The organism is Acetobacterium sp. MES1 (assembly GCF_002237635.1).
In the GTDB taxonomy this organism is placed as follows: Bacteria; Bacillota; Clostridia; order Eubacteriales; family Eubacteriaceae; genus Acetobacterium; species Acetobacterium wieringae.
Genome location: NZ_MJUY01000017.1, coordinates 36094 through 52233 on the forward strand (window position 1 = coordinate 36094; position 16140 = coordinate 52233).

17 protein-coding genes, 1 tRNA gene, 2 pseudogenes, 1 CRISPR repeat array and 1 riboswitch are annotated in these 16140 nt (G+C 44.9%); of the genes and pseudogenes, 14 read left to right on the forward strand and 6 right to left on the reverse strand.

Going from position 1 to position 16140, the window contains the following annotated elements:
- Positions 1-10 precede the first annotated feature (10 nt).
- Positions 11-544, reverse strand: coding sequence for an ECF transporter S component (locus BI182_RS07065; RefSeq protein WP_084633582.1), 534 nt, complete (start codon positions 542-544; stop codon positions 11-13).
- A 115-nt stretch (positions 545-659) separates the two neighbouring features.
- A riboswitch (cobalamin riboswitch) is annotated at positions 660-828 on the reverse strand.
- Between the two features lie 254 nt (positions 829-1082).
- Here BI182_RS07065 and BI182_RS07070 point away from each other — a divergent pair.
- From BI182_RS07070 to BI182_RS07135, 14 genes are all read left to right on the forward strand, one after another.
- A complete protein-coding gene (locus BI182_RS07070) occupies positions 1083-1670 on the forward strand; it encodes an anthranilate synthase component II (protein ID WP_070370987.1) in 588 nt (195 codons plus the stop codon).
- Positions 1664-3034 carry an aminodeoxychorismate synthase component I gene (gene pabB / locus BI182_RS07075; protein ID WP_286806517.1) on the forward strand — a complete coding sequence of 457 codons (1371 nt, stop codon included), beginning with the start codon at positions 1664-1666 and terminating at the stop codon, positions 3032-3034. The genes BI182_RS07070 and pabB overlap by 7 nt, the downstream gene beginning before the upstream one ends.
- Position 3035: 1 nt before the next feature.
- Complete coding sequence (locus BI182_RS07080; RefSeq protein WP_286806519.1) at positions 3036-3845, forward strand: aminotransferase class IV; 810 nt, start codon at positions 3036-3038, stop codon at positions 3843-3845.
- A gap of 250 nt (positions 3846-4095) precedes the next feature.
- A complete protein-coding gene (locus tag BI182_RS07085; protein ID WP_228880288.1) occupies positions 4096-4674 on the forward strand; it encodes an HDIG domain-containing metalloprotein in 579 nt (192 codons plus the stop codon).
- Positions 4664-5998: a CCA tRNA nucleotidyltransferase gene (locus BI182_RS07090; RefSeq protein ID WP_286806522.1), complete on the forward strand. Its 1335-nt coding sequence runs from the start codon at positions 4664-4666 to the stop codon at positions 5996-5998. Before BI182_RS07085 ends, BI182_RS07090 begins: the two co-directional genes overlap by 11 nt.
- Positions 5992-6774: a TatD family hydrolase gene (locus tag BI182_RS07095; RefSeq protein WP_070370993.1), complete on the forward strand. Its 783-nt coding sequence runs from the start codon at positions 5992-5994 to the stop codon at positions 6772-6774. Before BI182_RS07090 ends, BI182_RS07095 begins: the two co-directional genes overlap by 7 nt.
- Before the next feature lie 93 nt (positions 6775-6867).
- Positions 6868-6942 (forward strand) — tRNA-Gln (locus BI182_RS07100).
- Positions 6943-7045: 103 nt separating this feature from the next.
- Positions 7046-7255 (forward strand): (Fe-S)-binding protein, encoded by a 210-nt coding sequence (locus BI182_RS07105; protein ID WP_286806524.1) that lies wholly within the window; start codon positions 7046-7048, stop codon positions 7253-7255.
- 157 nt (positions 7256-7412) lie between these two features.
- Positions 7413-8099 (forward strand): 4'-phosphopantetheinyl transferase family protein, encoded by a 687-nt coding sequence (locus tag BI182_RS07110; protein WP_286806526.1) that lies wholly within the window; start codon positions 7413-7415, stop codon positions 8097-8099.
- Positions 8100-8109: 10 nt separating this feature from the next.
- Complete coding sequence (locus BI182_RS07115; protein ID WP_286806528.1) at positions 8110-8703, forward strand: chromate transporter; 594 nt, start codon at positions 8110-8112, stop codon at positions 8701-8703.
- Positions 8700-9284, forward strand: a complete 585-nt coding sequence (locus BI182_RS07120; RefSeq protein ID WP_070370997.1) for a chromate transporter — start codon at positions 8700-8702, stop codon at positions 9282-9284. Before BI182_RS07115 ends, BI182_RS07120 begins: the two co-directional genes overlap by 4 nt.
- 197 nt (positions 9285-9481) lie before the next feature.
- Positions 9482-10387: an FMN-binding protein gene (locus tag BI182_RS07125; protein ID WP_286806530.1), complete on the forward strand. Its 906-nt coding sequence runs from the start codon at positions 9482-9484 to the stop codon at positions 10385-10387.
- A gap of 206 nt (positions 10388-10593) precedes the next feature.
- Positions 10594-11058, forward strand: a complete 465-nt coding sequence (locus BI182_RS07130) for a GyrI-like domain-containing protein (RefSeq protein ID WP_286806532.1) — start codon at positions 10594-10596, stop codon at positions 11056-11058.
- Positions 11059-11190: 132 nt separating this feature from the next.
- Positions 11191-11694 carry a GNAT family N-acetyltransferase gene (locus BI182_RS07135; protein ID WP_286806535.1) on the forward strand — a complete coding sequence of 168 codons (504 nt, stop codon included), beginning with the start codon at positions 11191-11193 and terminating at the stop codon, positions 11692-11694.
- Positions 11695-12133: 439 nt separating this feature from the next.
- On the opposite strand, the gene BI182_RS07140 is transcribed toward BI182_RS07135, so the two are convergent.
- The 5 genes and pseudogenes from BI182_RS07140 to BI182_RS07160 form a co-directional block, all read right to left on the reverse strand.
- Entirely contained in the window at positions 12134-12274 is a 141-nt protein-coding gene (locus BI182_RS07140; RefSeq protein ID WP_286806543.1) for a DUF4351 domain-containing protein, read from the reverse strand.
- 57 nt (positions 12275-12331) lie between these two features.
- Positions 12332-13167 (reverse strand): annotated as a pseudogene (locus tag BI182_RS07145) (Rpn family recombination-promoting nuclease/putative transposase); the annotation flags it as partial.
- Between the two features lie 246 nt (positions 13168-13413).
- Positions 13414-13668, reverse strand: a complete 255-nt coding sequence (locus BI182_RS07150; RefSeq protein WP_286806537.1) for a hypothetical protein — start codon at positions 13666-13668, stop codon at positions 13414-13416.
- 290 nt (positions 13669-13958) lie between these two features.
- Positions 13959-14506: direct repeats of the CRISPR family, unit length 25 nt; unit sequence ATTTAAAAACATCTTATGTTATGGT.
- Between the two features lie 162 nt (positions 14507-14668).
- Entirely contained in the window at positions 14669-15469 is an 801-nt protein-coding gene (locus tag BI182_RS07155) for an ExeA family protein (RefSeq protein ID WP_286806538.1), read from the reverse strand.
- Positions 15462-15956 (reverse strand): annotated as a pseudogene (locus tag BI182_RS07160) (Mu transposase C-terminal domain-containing protein); the annotation flags it as partial. The pseudogene BI182_RS07160 and the gene BI182_RS07155, both read right to left, overlap by 8 nt.
- Between the last annotated feature and the right edge of the window lie 184 nt (positions 15957-16140).

Here is a 16140-nt window from a genome sequence, read left to right on the forward strand (position 1 = left end):
CACTAGCCAGTTAAACCTGGGTTGAGGTTACCGAAGCGACCTGATTTTTAACTGACAGTGGTAAGGCTTTAAAGATCAGAGCGGCAATCAGAGCGTTGATGCCGCCGACCAGCGCCAGGGGAAACATCATTGCGATAACTCCAGGCCAGGTTAACATTGGAATCAGTAGCGGCGAACACAGTAACAAAAGGATCGGGCCGTTACAGACGGCGGCAACGATAACGCTGACAATCAGAGCGACAATTTCGCTACTGGCCTTTTTAACAAAAACATAAGTATACCAGGTGGCTACCATGATTAACCCCATTCCCAGGCCAATGGCCAGGTGAACCGGTAGGGTCATCGGGAATCCCGAGGTAAGGGCGGTTAAAAGATGACCAATAATCGCAATAATTGCGCCCGCCACAGGGCCCATCAGCAGGGTGCCTAAAAAAGCCGGTAGTGAATCAAAGGCAATGGTGCCAAAAACTTTTAACTGGGCGCCTACAAAAGAAAGGGCAATTAAAAGTGCCATAAAAACTAATTGTCGGGTGTTGATTTTCATAACGAACTCCTTGATTTTTATTATAAAGCATTTGATGGCCAAAGAAAAGACGAACCGATTCCGGTGCCAAACAAAAAAGCCCACATCCAATACAGATGTGAACTTTACCGTCGTCCAAATGGAATCATTTTTGGCAGGTCTCCTGAGTCCGTTTCATCGCATCTTGTCCCTTCCCGTGAGGTGGTGATGACAAGTGCTCCAACGATACAGTGGTGGGTCCCTACAGGATTTTAACCTGTTTCCCTATTCTCCTTTTACAAGGCACCAAAAAAGCTTTATTTACATGGAAGCATAATAGCATATCCGGGATTGGCTTGTCAAATTAAAATTGACCGGGACTAATAATCAATACAAGCAAAAAAGCAAAGCGGGAATGAAGAATTCCAGGATTGGGGGTAAATTCTGGTGTAAATCAAACCCGAAAAAACCGGACCAACCGAAAATTATCGCCAAATATTCCAGCTATAATTCATTGTCTAAAACCCTTGGAGTATGATACAATACAGCTCAAAATGATTAATACTATGAGGTATAAAAATTGATTCTAATGATCGACAACTATGATTCTTTCACCTATAATTTAGTCCAGTATCTGGAGGGACTCAATGAAACGGTGATCGTAAAAAGAAATGATAAGATCACTCTCGACGAGATTGCTGCGATGGCACCGTCGATGATTGTTTTATCACCGGGGCCATGTACGCCCAACGAATCCGGCATCTGTCTGGATGTGGTTCACCGTTTTAAGGGACAAATCCCGATTCTGGGAATTTGTCTGGGACATCAGATCATTGGTCAGGCCTTTGGCTGTACGATTACCAAAGCGCTGGAGCCAGTGCATGGCAAGGTTCATGCCATTGCCCATGACAATGTCGGAGTCTTTGACGGTCTTAATAATCCCCTGAAGGTGACGCGCTACCATTCTCTGGTGGTGGAAAACCGGGATATTCCCGATTTTTTTGAGATTACCGCCAGAACCGATCAAAATGAGATTATGGGGATGCGCCATAAGGATTATCATATCGAAGGGGTGCAGTTTCATCCTGAAGCGATTCTCACCGAAATGGGCATGGAATTACTGGATAACTTTTTTCAAGCGACAAAAGAAAATGGTGTGCGATGCTAATACAAGAAATAAAAACCGACCTAACAAGTTTTGAAAGCTATCTTTTATTTAAGGATGAGCCCTACAGTTTCTTCCTCGACAGCGGGAGAGACCCGGACAGCTTGGGACGTTATTCATTTATCGGCGGGGATCCGCTGCTGGTCTTTACCAGCAAGGATAATGACATCACCATTAAAACCAAGACGGAGACGAAAACGGTTACTGGCGATCCTTTTGATGAACTGCAAAAACTATTAAAACAGTATAAAATGGATTATTCATCGCCGTTTCCGTTTATTGGCGGGGCGGGCGGGTATTTTGGCTATGATCTTTGTCATCATCTGGAAGCCTTCCCCCGGACGGCAGTGGATGATGTTAATGTCCCGGATTGTTTTATGGGCTTTTACGATGGCATTGTGATTATCGATCATAAAGAAGAAAAAACCTATGCGGCGGCTCTGGGGATTGAAGAAAACGAAGCCGATATTGTCAGCCGCTTAGCCGCTCGATTTGCCGGTGATCCCAAGGTCGCCATTCGTTCGGACTTTAAAATCAATGAAAATCTGGAATTCCGGGGTAATTTTACCAAACCGGAATATCTAAAAGCCCTGGATGCGGTGCATGAATATATTTTAGCTGGAGATATTTACCAGACCAATCTGACTCAGCGCTTTAATGCTGATTTACAGTTAAGCCCATTGGAATTATACAGTGAACTTAGAAAAATCAACCCGGCTCCCTTTGCCAGCTATATTGATTTTGGGGTCGGTCAGATTGTCTCCAGTTCGCCGGAGCGTTTTATTCTGGTTCAGGGAAAAAACATTGAAACCCGACCGATCAAGGGCACCATGCCCCGGGGCAAAACCCCGGAAGAAGATGCGGCCAATCGTGAGACCCTGGTCAACAGTGAAAAGGACAAAGCCGAGCTATTGATGATTGTCGATCTGGAACGGAATGATCTCGGTAAAATTGCCAAAACCGGCACCGTCAAGGTACCGGAATTGTTTAAGCTGGAAGAATATCAGACCGTTTTTCACCTGGTCTCCACAGTGACGGCCGAACTGAAGGACGAATTGGATGCCATTGACTGTGTCAAGGCGACCTTCCCTGGTGGTTCAATTACCGGGGCACCAAAGATTCGGGCGATGGAGATTATTGATGAATTGGAGCCGACCCAGCGAAACATTTATACCGGTTCGATTGGCTATATTGGTTTTAACGGTGATCTGGATCTGAACATCGTCATCCGCACGATTGTCTGTAAGGATGGCAAAGGCTATTTTCAGGTCGGCGGCGGAATCGTCTGGGATTCCGACAACGAGTCCGAGTATCAGGAAACCTTCGATAAGGGTCGTGCCCTGATGGATGCATTGAAACGGTATTAAAATGGACTACGTCAGTTATAACGGGGAAATTTCAAAAAAACCGCAGATGCCGCTGGATCAGGGCTTTCTTTATGGCTATGGGGTGTTTGAAACCATCAACGTAGCCCAGGGCAGGCTGGTTTTCTTTGAGGATCACATGGAACGGTTCAAACAGAGTGCCCTGGTGTTGGGCCTGAAGTTGACCATTAATCCTGATCAGATCCGAAGCGAGTGTCAGCAGATTATTGACAAAAATGCGATGATTCGGGGTGGCCTAAGGGTTACTCTCAGTAAGGGCGTAAAAGCGGATAACCTGCTGATCACGGCCCGGGAAAACCATTATGACCGTCGGATGTTTGAGCAGGGTGTAAAAATTTGCACCGCTGATACCATCCGCAATGAAAAATCCCGGCTGGTGAGCATTAAGTCCAACAATTATCTGGAGAATCTGCTGATTTTAAATGAAGCCAAAGCCCTGGGCTTTAGCGAAGCGGTTTTTTATAACACCCAGGGCTATCTGGCTGAGGGCTGTATGACCAATATCTTTTTAATTAAAAACGGAACCGTCTACACCCCGGCAAGAGATTGCGGACTGCTGGCCGGGATTGTCAGAAACCGGGTGATCGAGTTGCTAAATACCAACCAGATCCCGATTGCCGAAGGGTATTACAGCAGGGATTGCTTGCTGGCAGCGGATGAAGTTTTTATCACCAATTCGCTGATGGAAATCATGCCGGTGAAGCAGCTCGATAAACGATGTTACGGGGTTGGCCCGGAAACTCTGACGGCCCGGATCGATGGGTTATTTCAACAAGCCTGGGGGCAGTGTTGAGAAGTTGTAGAGTTTGAATGATTAATTAACAAAATTAAACACCAGCCTTGCCATGGAGAGAAAAATTCGTGGCAGGGCTTTTTGCTGATGAAAAAAGCCTAATAATTTGTGCCAGCTTTTGTCGATTGGACGAAAACTGTGTTAAAATACCTTTAATAAGCGAAGTAAATAGTAAAACCAAGGCAATGGTTGTTTTGGCATTGCAAAATGGCAAGCGGCCAATTAATTTTAAGAAGCATGAGGTGATAAAATGAGTACACAATTGGATCGTGAAAAAGCACTGGCATTATTAAAAGAATACAATGAAAGTGAATCACTGGTTAATCATGGCCTGGCAGTTTCAGGGGTGATGGAACATTTTGCCCGGCTGGAAGGGGAAGATCCGGACTACTGGGGCATTGTTGGACTGCTGCATGATCTGGATTATGAAAAGTACCCCGATCAGCACTGTGTTAAGGTGGTCGAAATTCTGGAAGCCAACGATTACGAGCGCGCTTTTATCAATAGTGTGGTCAGCCATGGCTTTGGTCTTTGCGCTGACGTTGAGCCCACCCACCAGATGGAAAAAATTCTCTATGCAACCGATGAGCTGGCCGGACTGATTACTGCCTGTGCCTATATGCGGCCATCCAAAAGCGTTAATGATCTGGAACTGAAATCGGTGAAAAAGAAATTTAAAACTGCCAGTTTTGCCGCCGGGGTTAATCGTGAGGTGGTTACCAAAGGCGCCGAAATGGCCGGTTATTCGCTGGACGAGCTGATGCAGGAAACGATTCTGGGTATGCGGGCCGTGGCCGATGAGATCGGCCTGGGAAGTAATGAAGCTTAATCTCCCGGTTGCGGTAGAAAAGGCCTTTAAACAACTGGAAAGCTGTGGATTCTGTGGATATCTGGTGGGCGGCTGTGTCCGGGATTTTCTGCTGGGCACCCCGCCGACGGACTTTGATATGACCACCGACGCCACCCCAGATGAAATTATCGCCTGTTTTTCTGACCATCGGGTCGTTGAAACCGGCATCCGCCACGGTACCGTAACCGTCATGATTGAAGGGATGGCGATTGAAATAACCACCCATCGGACTGAAGGTGATTATTCGGATAATCGCCGTCCGGATACGGTAGCATTTACCCGAAATCTGGCCGATGACCTGGCCCGGCGGGATTTTACCATCAATGCGATGGCCTATCATCCTAAAAAAGGTTTGATCGATCTGTTTGCGGGCAGTCAGGATATTAAGAATAAAATGATCCGCTGTGTTGGCGATCCGCACAAGAGAATGGCCGAAGACGCCCTGCGGATTCTGCGGGGCCTGCGTTTTGCCGCAGTTCTGGGCTTTACCCTGGAAACGGAAACCGGCATAGCAATCCGGCAGAATTGTGGACAACTTTGTTATATTTCGGCGGAGCGGATTGCCGCTGAACTGGATAAACTGATCTGTGGAAAAAATGCCAAAGCGATCATCCTGGCCGAAACCACCGTACTGGGGGTGGTGATCCCGGAGCTGTTGCCAGCTAAAAACTTTGATCAGATGAATCCCCACCACTGCTATGATGTCCTGACCCATACGGCGGTGGCCATGGAAACGCTGGCGCCGGTGCCCCGGTTGCGCTGGGCGATGTTGTTTCACGATCTGGGAAAACCCGCAACCTTTACCCGGGATGAAGCTGGTGTTGGTCATTTTAAAGGTCATAGCAAGGTATCGGAAGCGATGGCCCGGGAACGATTAACTGCTCTGCGGATCCGTAAAAGTATTATTGATTCGGTCTGTCTGCTGATAAAATACCACGATACCCTGATTGAGTCTGATAAAAAGAGTGTCAAGCGGTGGCTGAACCGCTTGTCGGAGCCCCTGTTTCGGGATCTGATTGCAATTAAGCGGGGTGATAACCTGGCCCAGGCGCCAGAGTATCGTGATCGGTTGGCATCGCTGCAAAGACTGGAAGTGCTGCTGGATCAGGTGATTGCCGAAGCGGCCTGCTTTTCACTAAAAGATCTGGCTGTTAATGGTCATGATCTGATTGGCCTGGGGATCACCAACGGGGCTGAAATCGGCCGGATTCTGAAACAGTTGCTGGCCGGTGTCATCGATGAAGTTTATCAAAACGAAAAAAAAGTTTTAATGGAAAAAGCAAAGGAGATACACAAATGCTAATTGACAGCCATGCTCATATTGACGATCAGAAATTTAACGAGGACCGGGAAGCGGTGCTGGAAAACGCCCGGGCTGCCGGAGTGGAGTTGATCATTAATCCCGGTGCGGATGAAGCCTCCAGCTTCCGGGCCGTGGCCATGAGTGAAAAATACCCGATGGTTTATGCCACTGTGGGGATTCATCCACATGATGCCAAGGATTACGACGCTCACAAACACGATGCCCTGTTAAGGGAATGGGCAAAAAAAGAAAAGGTGGTGGCGATTGGCGAAATTGGTCTGGACTACCACTATGACTATTCCCCCCGGGATGTCCAGCAGGAGGTCTTTATCCGCCAGCTGATCATCGCCAAAGCGGTGGCGCTGCCGATTGTGATTCATAACCGGGAATCGATGGAGGATATGATTAGGATCTTAAAGGAATATTTTGCGCCGGAGTACGGTGGCATCATGCACAGCTACAGTGGCTCGGTGGAAATGGCCAAGGTCTTTCTGGAGATGGGCTTTCATCTATCGATTTCCGGGCCACTGACCTTCAGCAACGCCCGGAAACTGCCGGAAGTCGTCGCCATGATGCCCTTGGAGCGGTTACTGATCGAAACCGACAGTCCCTATCTGACACCCACCCCCCATCGCGGCAAACGGAATGAGCCAGCCTATGTGGGTTTGGTGGCGGCCGAAATTGCCCGGATCCGGGGGATGGCGGTGGAAGAGGTGGCCGAAATTACCACCTGTAATGCCAAAAGAGTGTTTGGTATCAGCGAAAAGACGAAATAAATAAAAAAAGCAAATCAATTATTCATTTTCCTTGACAATCAATGTAAATTCAGATAAAATGTTTAGCGTACCTTCGGGACAGAAAATGAATAAAGGGGTATCGCCAAGCGGTAAGGCAATGGACTCTGACTCCATCACTCGCAGGTTCGAATCCTGCTACCTCTGCCAAATGAAAGCTAACCTGCTTTTTAAGATACCTTAAAAAGCAGGTTTTGTTATATCTGTGCAGCTGGAAAGACCCGTTGCACAAAGTAATAATCAGGAGAACAAGATGACGGATCAGAAAATCAGCGCTTTTGATATTTATGAGTATTTGCCGCATACCAACTGTAAAAATTGTGGTGAAAATAACTGTATGGCTTTTGCTGAAAAACTGCTGCAGGGTAAAAAGAACATTGGCGGCTGTTCAGCCCTTAGAGGTGACCAGTATGAAAAAAAACGCCAGGAAATTCAAACACTCATCGATGTAACCAGAGACTAAAGAGCGGGCAAACAATCAGCATTGTTTGCCCGCTCTTATCTTTTTTAGTATAATCTAAATATCGATACATAGAAATGATCCCGACTCGTCTGATGAAGATTGACCTGTGGTAAGCGGGATTGCCCAACGAAAGAATCAGGTCAGCAAGGGAGAAGAAATGGAAAACCAAAAAAACCGGATTTTTATCGCCGATGTCCGCAGCTTATCTAAACCCCACCGTTTAGCAGCAGCCCTGAGGGCGGTATCAACAGAACGGCAGAAAAAAGCCCGGCGGTTAAAAACCCCGGCAGCCAAGGCGCTATCGGTGGGTGCTGAAATATTATTGCAAAAGGCGGTAGCCCAGAGTTATGGTATCGATGGCCCACTGGTGCTCGAGGCCGGAGCATCTGGTAAACCATGGCTGGTTGATTATCCACAGATCTGCTTTAACCTTTCCCATTCCGGCGATTATGTGGTCTGCGGTCTGGGTTCCCGACCAGTCGGGGTGGACATTCAAAAAATGGCTCAACCGAAACTAAGGCTGGCTAAACGTTTTTTTGCCCCGAGTGAGGTAGACTGGCTCCTGACCTTGCCGCAGGAAGAACAGCAGCAGGGTTTTTATGATCTCTGGGCGCTAAAAGAAGCGTATATGAAATACACCGGAAAGGGCTTCAATTTACCGCTGCATACTTTTGCGATCGATTGTCACCGGGAAGCGGCAATAACCGCCGCAACGGCTAGCATCTCTGAAGGGGATAGAATATCCGTGGTGATTAAAAATTATCCGGAGCTGGAAGGTTATGTTATCTGGGCTGTCACGGATACAGGTGCTTTTCAGGAGTGTCTGGAATGGATCACATTATAGGAGCGAATTAATGGGAATATCAACAAATCAAAAGGAAAAACTGCAAACCCTGTTCATTACCTTTTTTAAAATCGGTCTGTTCACCTTTGGTGGCGGTTATGCGATGATCCCACTGATCGAATACGAAACAGTCGAACGGCATCGGTGGATAAAAAGCGAGGATATTCTGGATATTTTTGCCATCGCCGAAGCCACCCCCGGAGTCATTGCCATCAATACGGCAACCTTTGTTGGTTACAAAGTGGCTGGTTTTTGGGGTTCTTTGTTGGCAACCCTGGGGGTGGTGATTCCGTCCTTTACAATTATCAGTGTAATTGCTCTGTTCTTCCAGGCGTTTCAAAGCCTGGAATGGGTAGGGTATGCCTTTAAAGGGATTCGGGCCGGGGTTATTGTGTTAATCCTGGGGGCGGTGGTTAAAATGGGCAAAAAGGGGGAGTACACACCCCTGACGGTGTTGATCTTGATGCTGGCCTTTTGTCTAGCTTCCTTTACTGACATCAATGTCATTTACCTGTTACTGGGTGGTGCTGTATCGGGCCTTTTATATCAGGTCTGGTTAAACCGAAAACAAGCGGATGATAAACGTGACGAGGTGAAAAAATGATGTATCTCGATTTATTTATCACCTTTTTCAAAATCGGCTTGTTTACCATCGGCGGCGGATATGCGATGATTCCGCTGATTCAGCAGGAAGTGGTGGCTCACGGATGGCTGACGCTATTGGAGCTGACTGATTTTATTGCCGTGGCGGAATCGACCCCGGGGCCCTTTGCGGTAAATATTGCCACCTTTGTGGGCATGGAGATGGGGGGGCTTCCGGGAGCACTGACCACCACCACAGCGGTGGTGTTGCCTTCATTTATCATTATTTTGCTTATTGCCAAAGCGTTTACCAACTTTCAGCAGAACAAATGGGTGCAGGGCGCTCTTTATGGAATGCGACCGGTGGTAATCGGGTTGATTGCCTCGGCAGTATTGCTGTTGATGTCCAGTGGGTTTATTGGTCATGAGGCCAAAATTCACTCGGTCAGCGATTTCTTTGCCAGTCTCCAATATCTGGAAATTATTATTTTTAGTATTGGTGTCTTTGTCTATTTCCGCTACAAACTCCATCCGATCAAACTGATTCTGATCTCTGCGGCCTTGGGGATGTTGTTTTTTGGGGTAGTGCCGATGTTTTATTAGGTACCGAGATCTACTGCTATGCAGTAGATCTTATTTTTTTGTCAAAAACGCCGATGCGATTTTGGCAGAAATGACTTAAGGAATAATTAAAAGGGTGTGATGATCACAGAAACATCACAAAAGCATGATATATTAATGAAATTGACACAAAGATGTCATAATCGCCTGCTATGATAAATAAAAAAGGAGGAATTGAGATGACTGTTATCATTAATGTATTAACGGCCTGGCTAAGCGTCATTTTTGCCGCTTTGTTGGCCATCATCTACTTATTGCGAATTGTCAATAAGGGCACCAGAAAAAATGAATTCATCGCAAAAATCAATCGAAATTTGAGAAATTCACATAAAACCATGGGAATCGCTTTTGTGATCACCGCCTGTGTTCATGGGTTCTTTTCCTCGGGAGCAATTCTGTCATTTAACTTTGGAACCCTCTGTATGATGATGGGAGTTCTGTTGGGACTAACCTATTTTCTCAGAAAAATGCTGCGGGGTAAGTGTGCCTGGATTAAACCACACCGCTGGTTAACCGTGGTACTGATTGTTTTTCTGGGGGTTCATCTTTGGGAGGTTGGCGGAATCATGGGCCCAGAAGCTTTTTTTAACAGTTCGTTAAAGGAAGTGGAGGCTTCAGTGGAAAAATTATATGGAACAAAAACGGTTTCGGCGACAGCCGCTGATCAGAGCAATTCCGTAACAGCAGAAAATTCCAGTGCATCGACAACGGAAAGCACCCCGGTAACGACACCGGATGCCTCGGTGACCGATACAGTGGTGACCAAAGCCAATCTATTTTTGGGCAGCGTCGATTTGCAGGATGGCACCTATACCGGGGTAGCCGAAGGTTACGGACCGGAGCTGACCGTTAGTGTGTCGGTGGCCGAAAATGTGATTACTGCTGTTTCGGTGGTTTCTCACAATGAAAACAATGTCAAATATTATGGCAAGGCCATTGATGCGGTACCGGCCGCCATCATTGCCGCCCAGACTCCGCTGGTTGATACCGTTTCCGGGGCAACTTATACTTCAACGGGAATTATGCAGGCCGTTATCAATGCACTGGAGCCAGCCGTGATTTCGGGAACCTTGCCCAGCCTGTAAGACAGTTAAGTTGATTTTAGTTACCACGAAAAAAATGGTCATAAGCGATAAAACACCTCTGCTCTTTAAGTTTCTTAACGAAAGAAATTTAAAGCGTAGGGGTCTTTTTTTAAATAAAAATTATTTCAATATTTAGGAAAAAAGAGGGTAGAAATATTTAAAAAGCGCAATTTAAGTAGGCAAAAAAATTTTAAGGAGGGTCAGACATGCCAAAAATGTCAAATATTGAAACGATAAAACAGCGGGAACAGCCCACACTGGTTATTCGAACGATTACCAGGGTCGAAGAATTGCCGCAGTTAATCGGTGAGAGCTACGGAAAGATTGTCGCCTATCTCAACGAGATCGGGGAATTGATGACCGATATACCATTTGTTGCCTATCATAACATGGATATGCAACATCTTGATGTAGAAATCGGATTTCCGGTAGCCAAATCATTTCCCGGACAGGGCGATGTCAAACCGGGTCTGATTCCGGAAGGAAAAATCATCTTTTGTATGTATCGGGGGCCTTACGCTGAAATGGAACCGGTTTATGGGGAGATGGCACAATGGTTTGAGACCAATCACTGTCAACCGGAAGGAATTGCCTACGAATATTATTATAATGATCCCGCGTTTCCGGAAAGTGAATGGCTCACTAAAATTGTAATGCCGATTAAAGAATGAGTGATCAGTTTTACAAAGGGTAAACTGATCTGTCAAAAAATGTCAGATCGCATGTTTTTGCCAGACAAAAGCTCTTTTTAACAGGGCATTGGTTTGACATAGCATGACTAATTCTAAACAGGAGGAAGAAAGATGAAATTTGAATTAAGAGATTGGAAACTGGATGATGCGGAAAATTTGGTTCGTTATGCCAATAACCCCAAGGTTGCCTGCTTCTTGCGAAACTCGTTTCCATCACCCTACACGTTGGATGATGCCCATATGTTTATTGACCAGTGTATGCACCGGGATCAGACCAAACAGTCAATTAAAGCCATTGTCATTGACAATGAACCGATTGGTTCGGTAGGATTGCTGCTGCAGGATGATGTCAGCTGCAAGACGGCCGAATTGGGGTATTGGTTGGGTGAACCTTTCTGGGGAAAAGGGATTATGACCAAAGCGATTATGCAAACCTGTGAAAATGGCTTTGCCAATTTTGATATTTTTAGAATTTATGGTCGTCCTTTCGTTGTTAATACTGGTTCCCGAAGAGCCCTGGAAAAGGCTGGCTTCCAGCTGGAAGGAATCTGTAAGAAAGCGATATTCAAAAACGGTAAGATCACTGACTATTGCATGTATGCCCTGATTAAATAAATAGAATAATAAAATGGCAAAAAGATGCTGGATGAGGTAAAAATCATTCAGCATCTTTTTGATTATTCCTAAGCTGAACAATTGCTTAAAAAAATGTTGGGAAAACTTACACAAACTGAGGTGTTGTTAAGGTAAAACAGCCTATGTTATGGTTCGACATGAAGTTGTCACGATGCAAATTTACGACTTCAACCAATTTAAAAACATCCTATGTTATGGTTCAGCCACAACGGCAGATTGCCCTATTTAAAAGCCATCGCTCTAAGCTTTTTTCTTCCCAAAATCCCGACAGTCGTGGCAGTCCTGTCAGCAACCATTCAAAACTGTCGGCACTGACGGGACTGACGGCAAATACGGGAGAAATTTTTTGGAGATCAAGCATTTGTTCAGTGATTGGTGGCACTCCATCTGCCCACTGATTCCGTCATCATACATTAAATCAGATACCTAAGAACTTCCTGACATCTTCGATCGAGTTTAAATCATCGATTTCGTAATTCAACATTTCCAGAGAATTCAGATCAAGGGTATTGATTTTTTCCCGATACTCTGAAGGCATTATTCCAAATCTCTTGGTCAATCGATTAATTGCAAGACCAATCGCCAGTTCTTTTTTTCCTTCTTCAATTCCTTCTTTTTTTCCTTTTTCAAAACCTTCTTCAAAACCTTCTTCTCTTAAAACTTCAGCTAATGTCATGGTTACTTCACTCCCTTTCTTGTAGGTTACGGCTAATTGCTTAATAACGGTATTCAATTGATCCTTTGACAGCGGTAGACCGGATGTTAGAATATAACGCATGCAGGTTTCAAAATACTGAAGTCCAGTTTCCATTTCCTCCAACTCATCCAGGGCTCTGGCTGCCTTAAAAATCGTTTCCAGAAATTCCTGACTAGTTTTCTTGAAAACATCTCTGAAAATGGACAATGCAATCATCAATTCTGCATTTCCTTTAATTTCTTCATCTGAAAACTGTGATAAGTCATAGAGCTGGTAGCGATAATCCGGTGTCATTTGTTTGACTTCTTCCGGTAACATTTCAAAATCCATAATCAGATCGCTAAGCATCGGTCCAATCTTCCATTGCGTTTTTCCATGGTAAATCACCAGCGGGATGATCACTGGGATATGGGTGTCATTTTCTCTGTTGACTTTCTGGTTCCAGATTCGAACCATGTACGTCAGTAACTGCAGTGCAACCATTCTGTCAGGATAGCTCTTGTGTTCAAACAGAAAATAAAGATAACCGTCCCGCTGATTGATTTTTGTCCTGAATAACATGTCTGAGAATAACTCACTGAGTTCTGCATCAACGTGGCTACCATTCTGAATTTCCAGTTCATTTAGATCAACTATTTTAAAATCGGTTCAGGTAGGTAGTTCTCGATGAAATCTCTGGCCACTAACGGATTAGAGAATATTTCCTTGAAAAACTTGTCATGGGGATTCTGTATTTTTGTCTCACTATTTTTCATTCGTTCACCTTCTTCAATGTTGATATCATTATAATTGATTTCCCTTTAAAATGCTATTAAAACTGCTGGCATCTTCTTTGCTGATGAATTGATCATGTCAATCCTTTGATTATCTCACTCCCATCTTTTTTCCTCCGTAATTGCCGTCAATCCCGTCCATCCCATCAGAAAATTGTCACGACTGACGGTATTGACGGGAAATATGGAACAACTTTTTGGGGGAATTCGGAGTTTGAAATCGTTAGATCAACGTTTCTGTAGCAGTTTGTCCACTTCCCGCTGATAGCCATAGCGTTTAAAATATTCAATTAGAGCAGCATCCACGACATCCCGCTGTTTGAGATTCCGGCTGTCACAGAATTCCTTCATCAGTCGCACCAGCAGTTCGGACATGTAGAGGATTTGGGTCTTGGTTGTTCTGGGAACAGCATACTTGGGAACCGTCCCATCAGATTGGGGCATGAGCAGGGTGATTAAGCGCTCTTTGTTTTGAAGCAACATGTCTAAGATCAGGAGATAGATTGTTAATTAGCAAATTATAAGTGTCAAAACAGTCTTGATTTAATCAAACTATTCCGGCTAAACCCGGCTTTTCAACTATGGTATAATGATTAATCATTAAGCACTTTAAGGAAGCATCAACCATGGTTCACCTGGAACACTTTTCTGACCACCCGCTGGATTACATCACTGAATTCTACATCGCCGAAAAAGTTCGCATTGACAACTGTTCTCATCTTATGTTATGGTTCAGCTCCACCAATCGAAGAACCAGTAGACCCACCTCCCATATTAAAAAACATCTTATGTTACGGTTCAGCGATACCAATTGTGGAATTATTGGAGCATTATCACCATTTAAAAACATCTTATGTTATGGTTCAGCATGCTTTGGTGCTGTCTGTGGCTTAATAACATCTTTATTTAAAAACATCTTATGTTATGGTTCAGCACACTGGCCCCGATTATGGGTGGCAATACTGAGTTATTTAAAAACATCTTATGTTATGGTTCAGCAAGCCAGCGGGAAACAATCAGGGAACAGCAGGAGTATTTAAAAACATCTTATGTTATGGTTCAGCTTAATCGCTGAGCGGATTTTCAAGGCCTTTGGCGAATTTAAAAACATCTTATGTTATGGTTCAGCCGTCCAATCTCGGAACGTGCTGGGTGTTCTCCCAAATTTAAAAACATCTTATGTTATGGTTAAGCCCCGGGGATGTCCGTCGCGATGGTATCACGATTGGCATTTAAAAACATCTTATGTTATGGTTCAGCGGATCAATCGGCACACCATCCTGCAGTATTTCAAAGATTTAAAAACATCTTATGTTATGGTGTAAATTTTCGCATTATTTCGGACTGGTTTAATCACAATAAAACGGATCGAAATGTGCGAAAGAGTGTGAAAAATATGGTGAGTTGAAAATATAATGCCAGTTTTTAATCACATAATCACGCTTCATTTCTCCAGAAAAAAAGGGAAGTAACGCCATAGGCGTTAAATCCCAGCTTCCGCAGAAGCGGCAAAAACAATCTCTTCATCAATGAGGTCGGTTTGCTTCTGAAAAGCAAGAATCAGACACTGGGTAACCAGATTACCGACCAGTCGCGGATAACCGCCAGTGGATGACGAAATGGCTTCATAGGCGTTCTCGTTGATCAGATTCCGTGAAACACCGGCATGCTTGAACCGGTGTCTGATATAGTCCCTGACCTCATCCGGTGTAAGCGGCGAGAAATGAAACCGGGTCACCAGTCGCTGATCGAGGGAACGATTCTGATTTAAACCCAGGCGGTTGGCCAGCGTTGGTAAACCGGTGAGAATCAGAATAAAAGGGTTGCGTTTATCCATGTCAAAGTTAAAAATGATGCTCAGATCGTGAAGAAACTGGGCGGTCGCCGACTGCATCTCATCGAGGATAAAGACCGGCGTGATGCGGCGCTTATCATAAAGATCGGTAATGGCGTTCTGAATCTGAAAGAACAGCTCCACTTTGCGGAATTTCGGCTGTTCCCCAAGCGAAAAGGCCAGACCCCGGTAAAAATCCATGGTTGTTCCGGAAGACATGGGGAAATACATGACCTTGTATAATGACGGGTTTAAACTGTCGGCAAAGACCCGCAGGGTCGAAGTTTTACCAACCCCGGGATCACCGGTAATCAGACCAAAACCTCTGGTGGTTTTGAGATAATCCAGACGGGCCAGAACTTCCCTGTAAGCTTCCGATTGAAAGAGCATCGATGAATCAATACCCTTCTCAAAGGGCGCCTGCTGGAATCCGAAAAACGATTTATACATGAGGCACACCACCTAACGCGCTGTAGCTGATGGGATTGTTATTGCGTCTGGCAATGGCATTGTCCGTCATGATGACTTTTTTGCAGGTAAGAATCCGGACACTGTTTTCATAAAGATAGATCTCATCCGGACATTCATTGGGATAACGGATATCGACGCTTTTACCAATAAACATCGGCGAAGCTTCGAAAAGGGCATTGTGCAGCGAGATGGTGGCATCCGACTTGACCTTCCGGGTAACCCGGATTAGAAAGGCTTCATCAATGATCCGGGGATCCGAAAAATGCTTAATCCGGTCACTCCCCCGCAGATAAAAGATCATCGGCGCTTCATTGATGGACGAATGAACCTTGTGATGATAGTCCCGAGCCAGCCAGGCCTCAAAGCGTTGGTTGAGCACATCAAGATCCATCAAGTCACTATCGGTCAAAAGTGGATAGAAACGGCTGCGGACGGTTTTGAAAAAGCGCTCGATTTTGCCCTTGTTATGTAAAGCTTAACATAACAAGGGTTATGTTAAGTATTCCGTTATGTAAAGATACGTATCATAAACGCCTGAATCCCTGATGTTTATAATATATTTCTTTACATAATATACCCGCCATGATAATCATAAATCATCACAATTTAAGGAGGATCGATTTATGGTTACAGATGTTAAAGAATTAATC

What these genes read in the sequence shown, in the direction of transcription:
- BI182_RS07115 (WP_286806528.1), top strand. Translation starts at nt 8,110, where the DNA reads ATGGGAATATCAACAAATCAAAAGGAAAAACTGCAAACCCTGTTCATT.
- BI182_RS07155 (WP_286806538.1), bottom strand. Translation starts at nt 15,469, where the DNA reads ATGTATAAATCGTTTTTCGGATTCCAGCAGGCGCCCTTTGAGAAGGGT.
- BI182_RS07120 (WP_070370997.1), top strand. Translation starts at nt 8,700, where the DNA reads ATGATGTATCTCGATTTATTTATCACCTTTTTCAAAATCGGCTTGTTT.
- pabB (WP_286806517.1), top strand. Translation starts at nt 1,664, where the DNA reads ATGCTAATACAAGAAATAAAAACCGACCTAACAAGTTTTGAAAGCTAT.
- BI182_RS07125 (WP_286806530.1), top strand. Translation starts at nt 9,482, where the DNA reads ATGACTGTTATCATTAATGTATTAACGGCCTGGCTAAGCGTCATTTTT.
- BI182_RS07150 (WP_286806537.1), bottom strand. Translation starts at nt 13,668, where the DNA reads ATGTTGCTTCAAAACAAAGAGCGCTTAATCACCCTGCTCATGCCCCAA.
- BI182_RS07110 (WP_286806526.1), top strand. Translation starts at nt 7,413, where the DNA reads ATGGAAAACCAAAAAAACCGGATTTTTATCGCCGATGTCCGCAGCTTA.
- BI182_RS07090 (WP_286806522.1), top strand. Translation starts at nt 4,664, where the DNA reads ATGAAGCTTAATCTCCCGGTTGCGGTAGAAAAGGCCTTTAAACAACTG.
- BI182_RS07065 (WP_084633582.1), bottom strand. Translation starts at nt 544, where the DNA reads ATGAAAATCAACACCCGACAATTAGTTTTTATGGCACTTTTAATTGCC.
- BI182_RS07080 (WP_286806519.1), top strand. Translation starts at nt 3,036, where the DNA reads ATGGACTACGTCAGTTATAACGGGGAAATTTCAAAAAAACCGCAGATG.
- BI182_RS07135 (WP_286806535.1), top strand. Translation starts at nt 11,191, where the DNA reads ATGAAATTTGAATTAAGAGATTGGAAACTGGATGATGCGGAAAATTTG.
- BI182_RS07105 (WP_286806524.1), top strand. Translation starts at nt 7,046, where the DNA reads ATGACGGATCAGAAAATCAGCGCTTTTGATATTTATGAGTATTTGCCG.
- BI182_RS07095 (WP_070370993.1), top strand. Translation starts at nt 5,992, where the DNA reads ATGCTAATTGACAGCCATGCTCATATTGACGATCAGAAATTTAACGAG.
- BI182_RS07085 (WP_228880288.1), top strand. Translation starts at nt 4,096, where the DNA reads ATGAGTACACAATTGGATCGTGAAAAAGCACTGGCATTATTAAAAGAA.
- BI182_RS07130 (WP_286806532.1), top strand. Translation starts at nt 10,594, where the DNA reads ATGCCAAAAATGTCAAATATTGAAACGATAAAACAGCGGGAACAGCCC.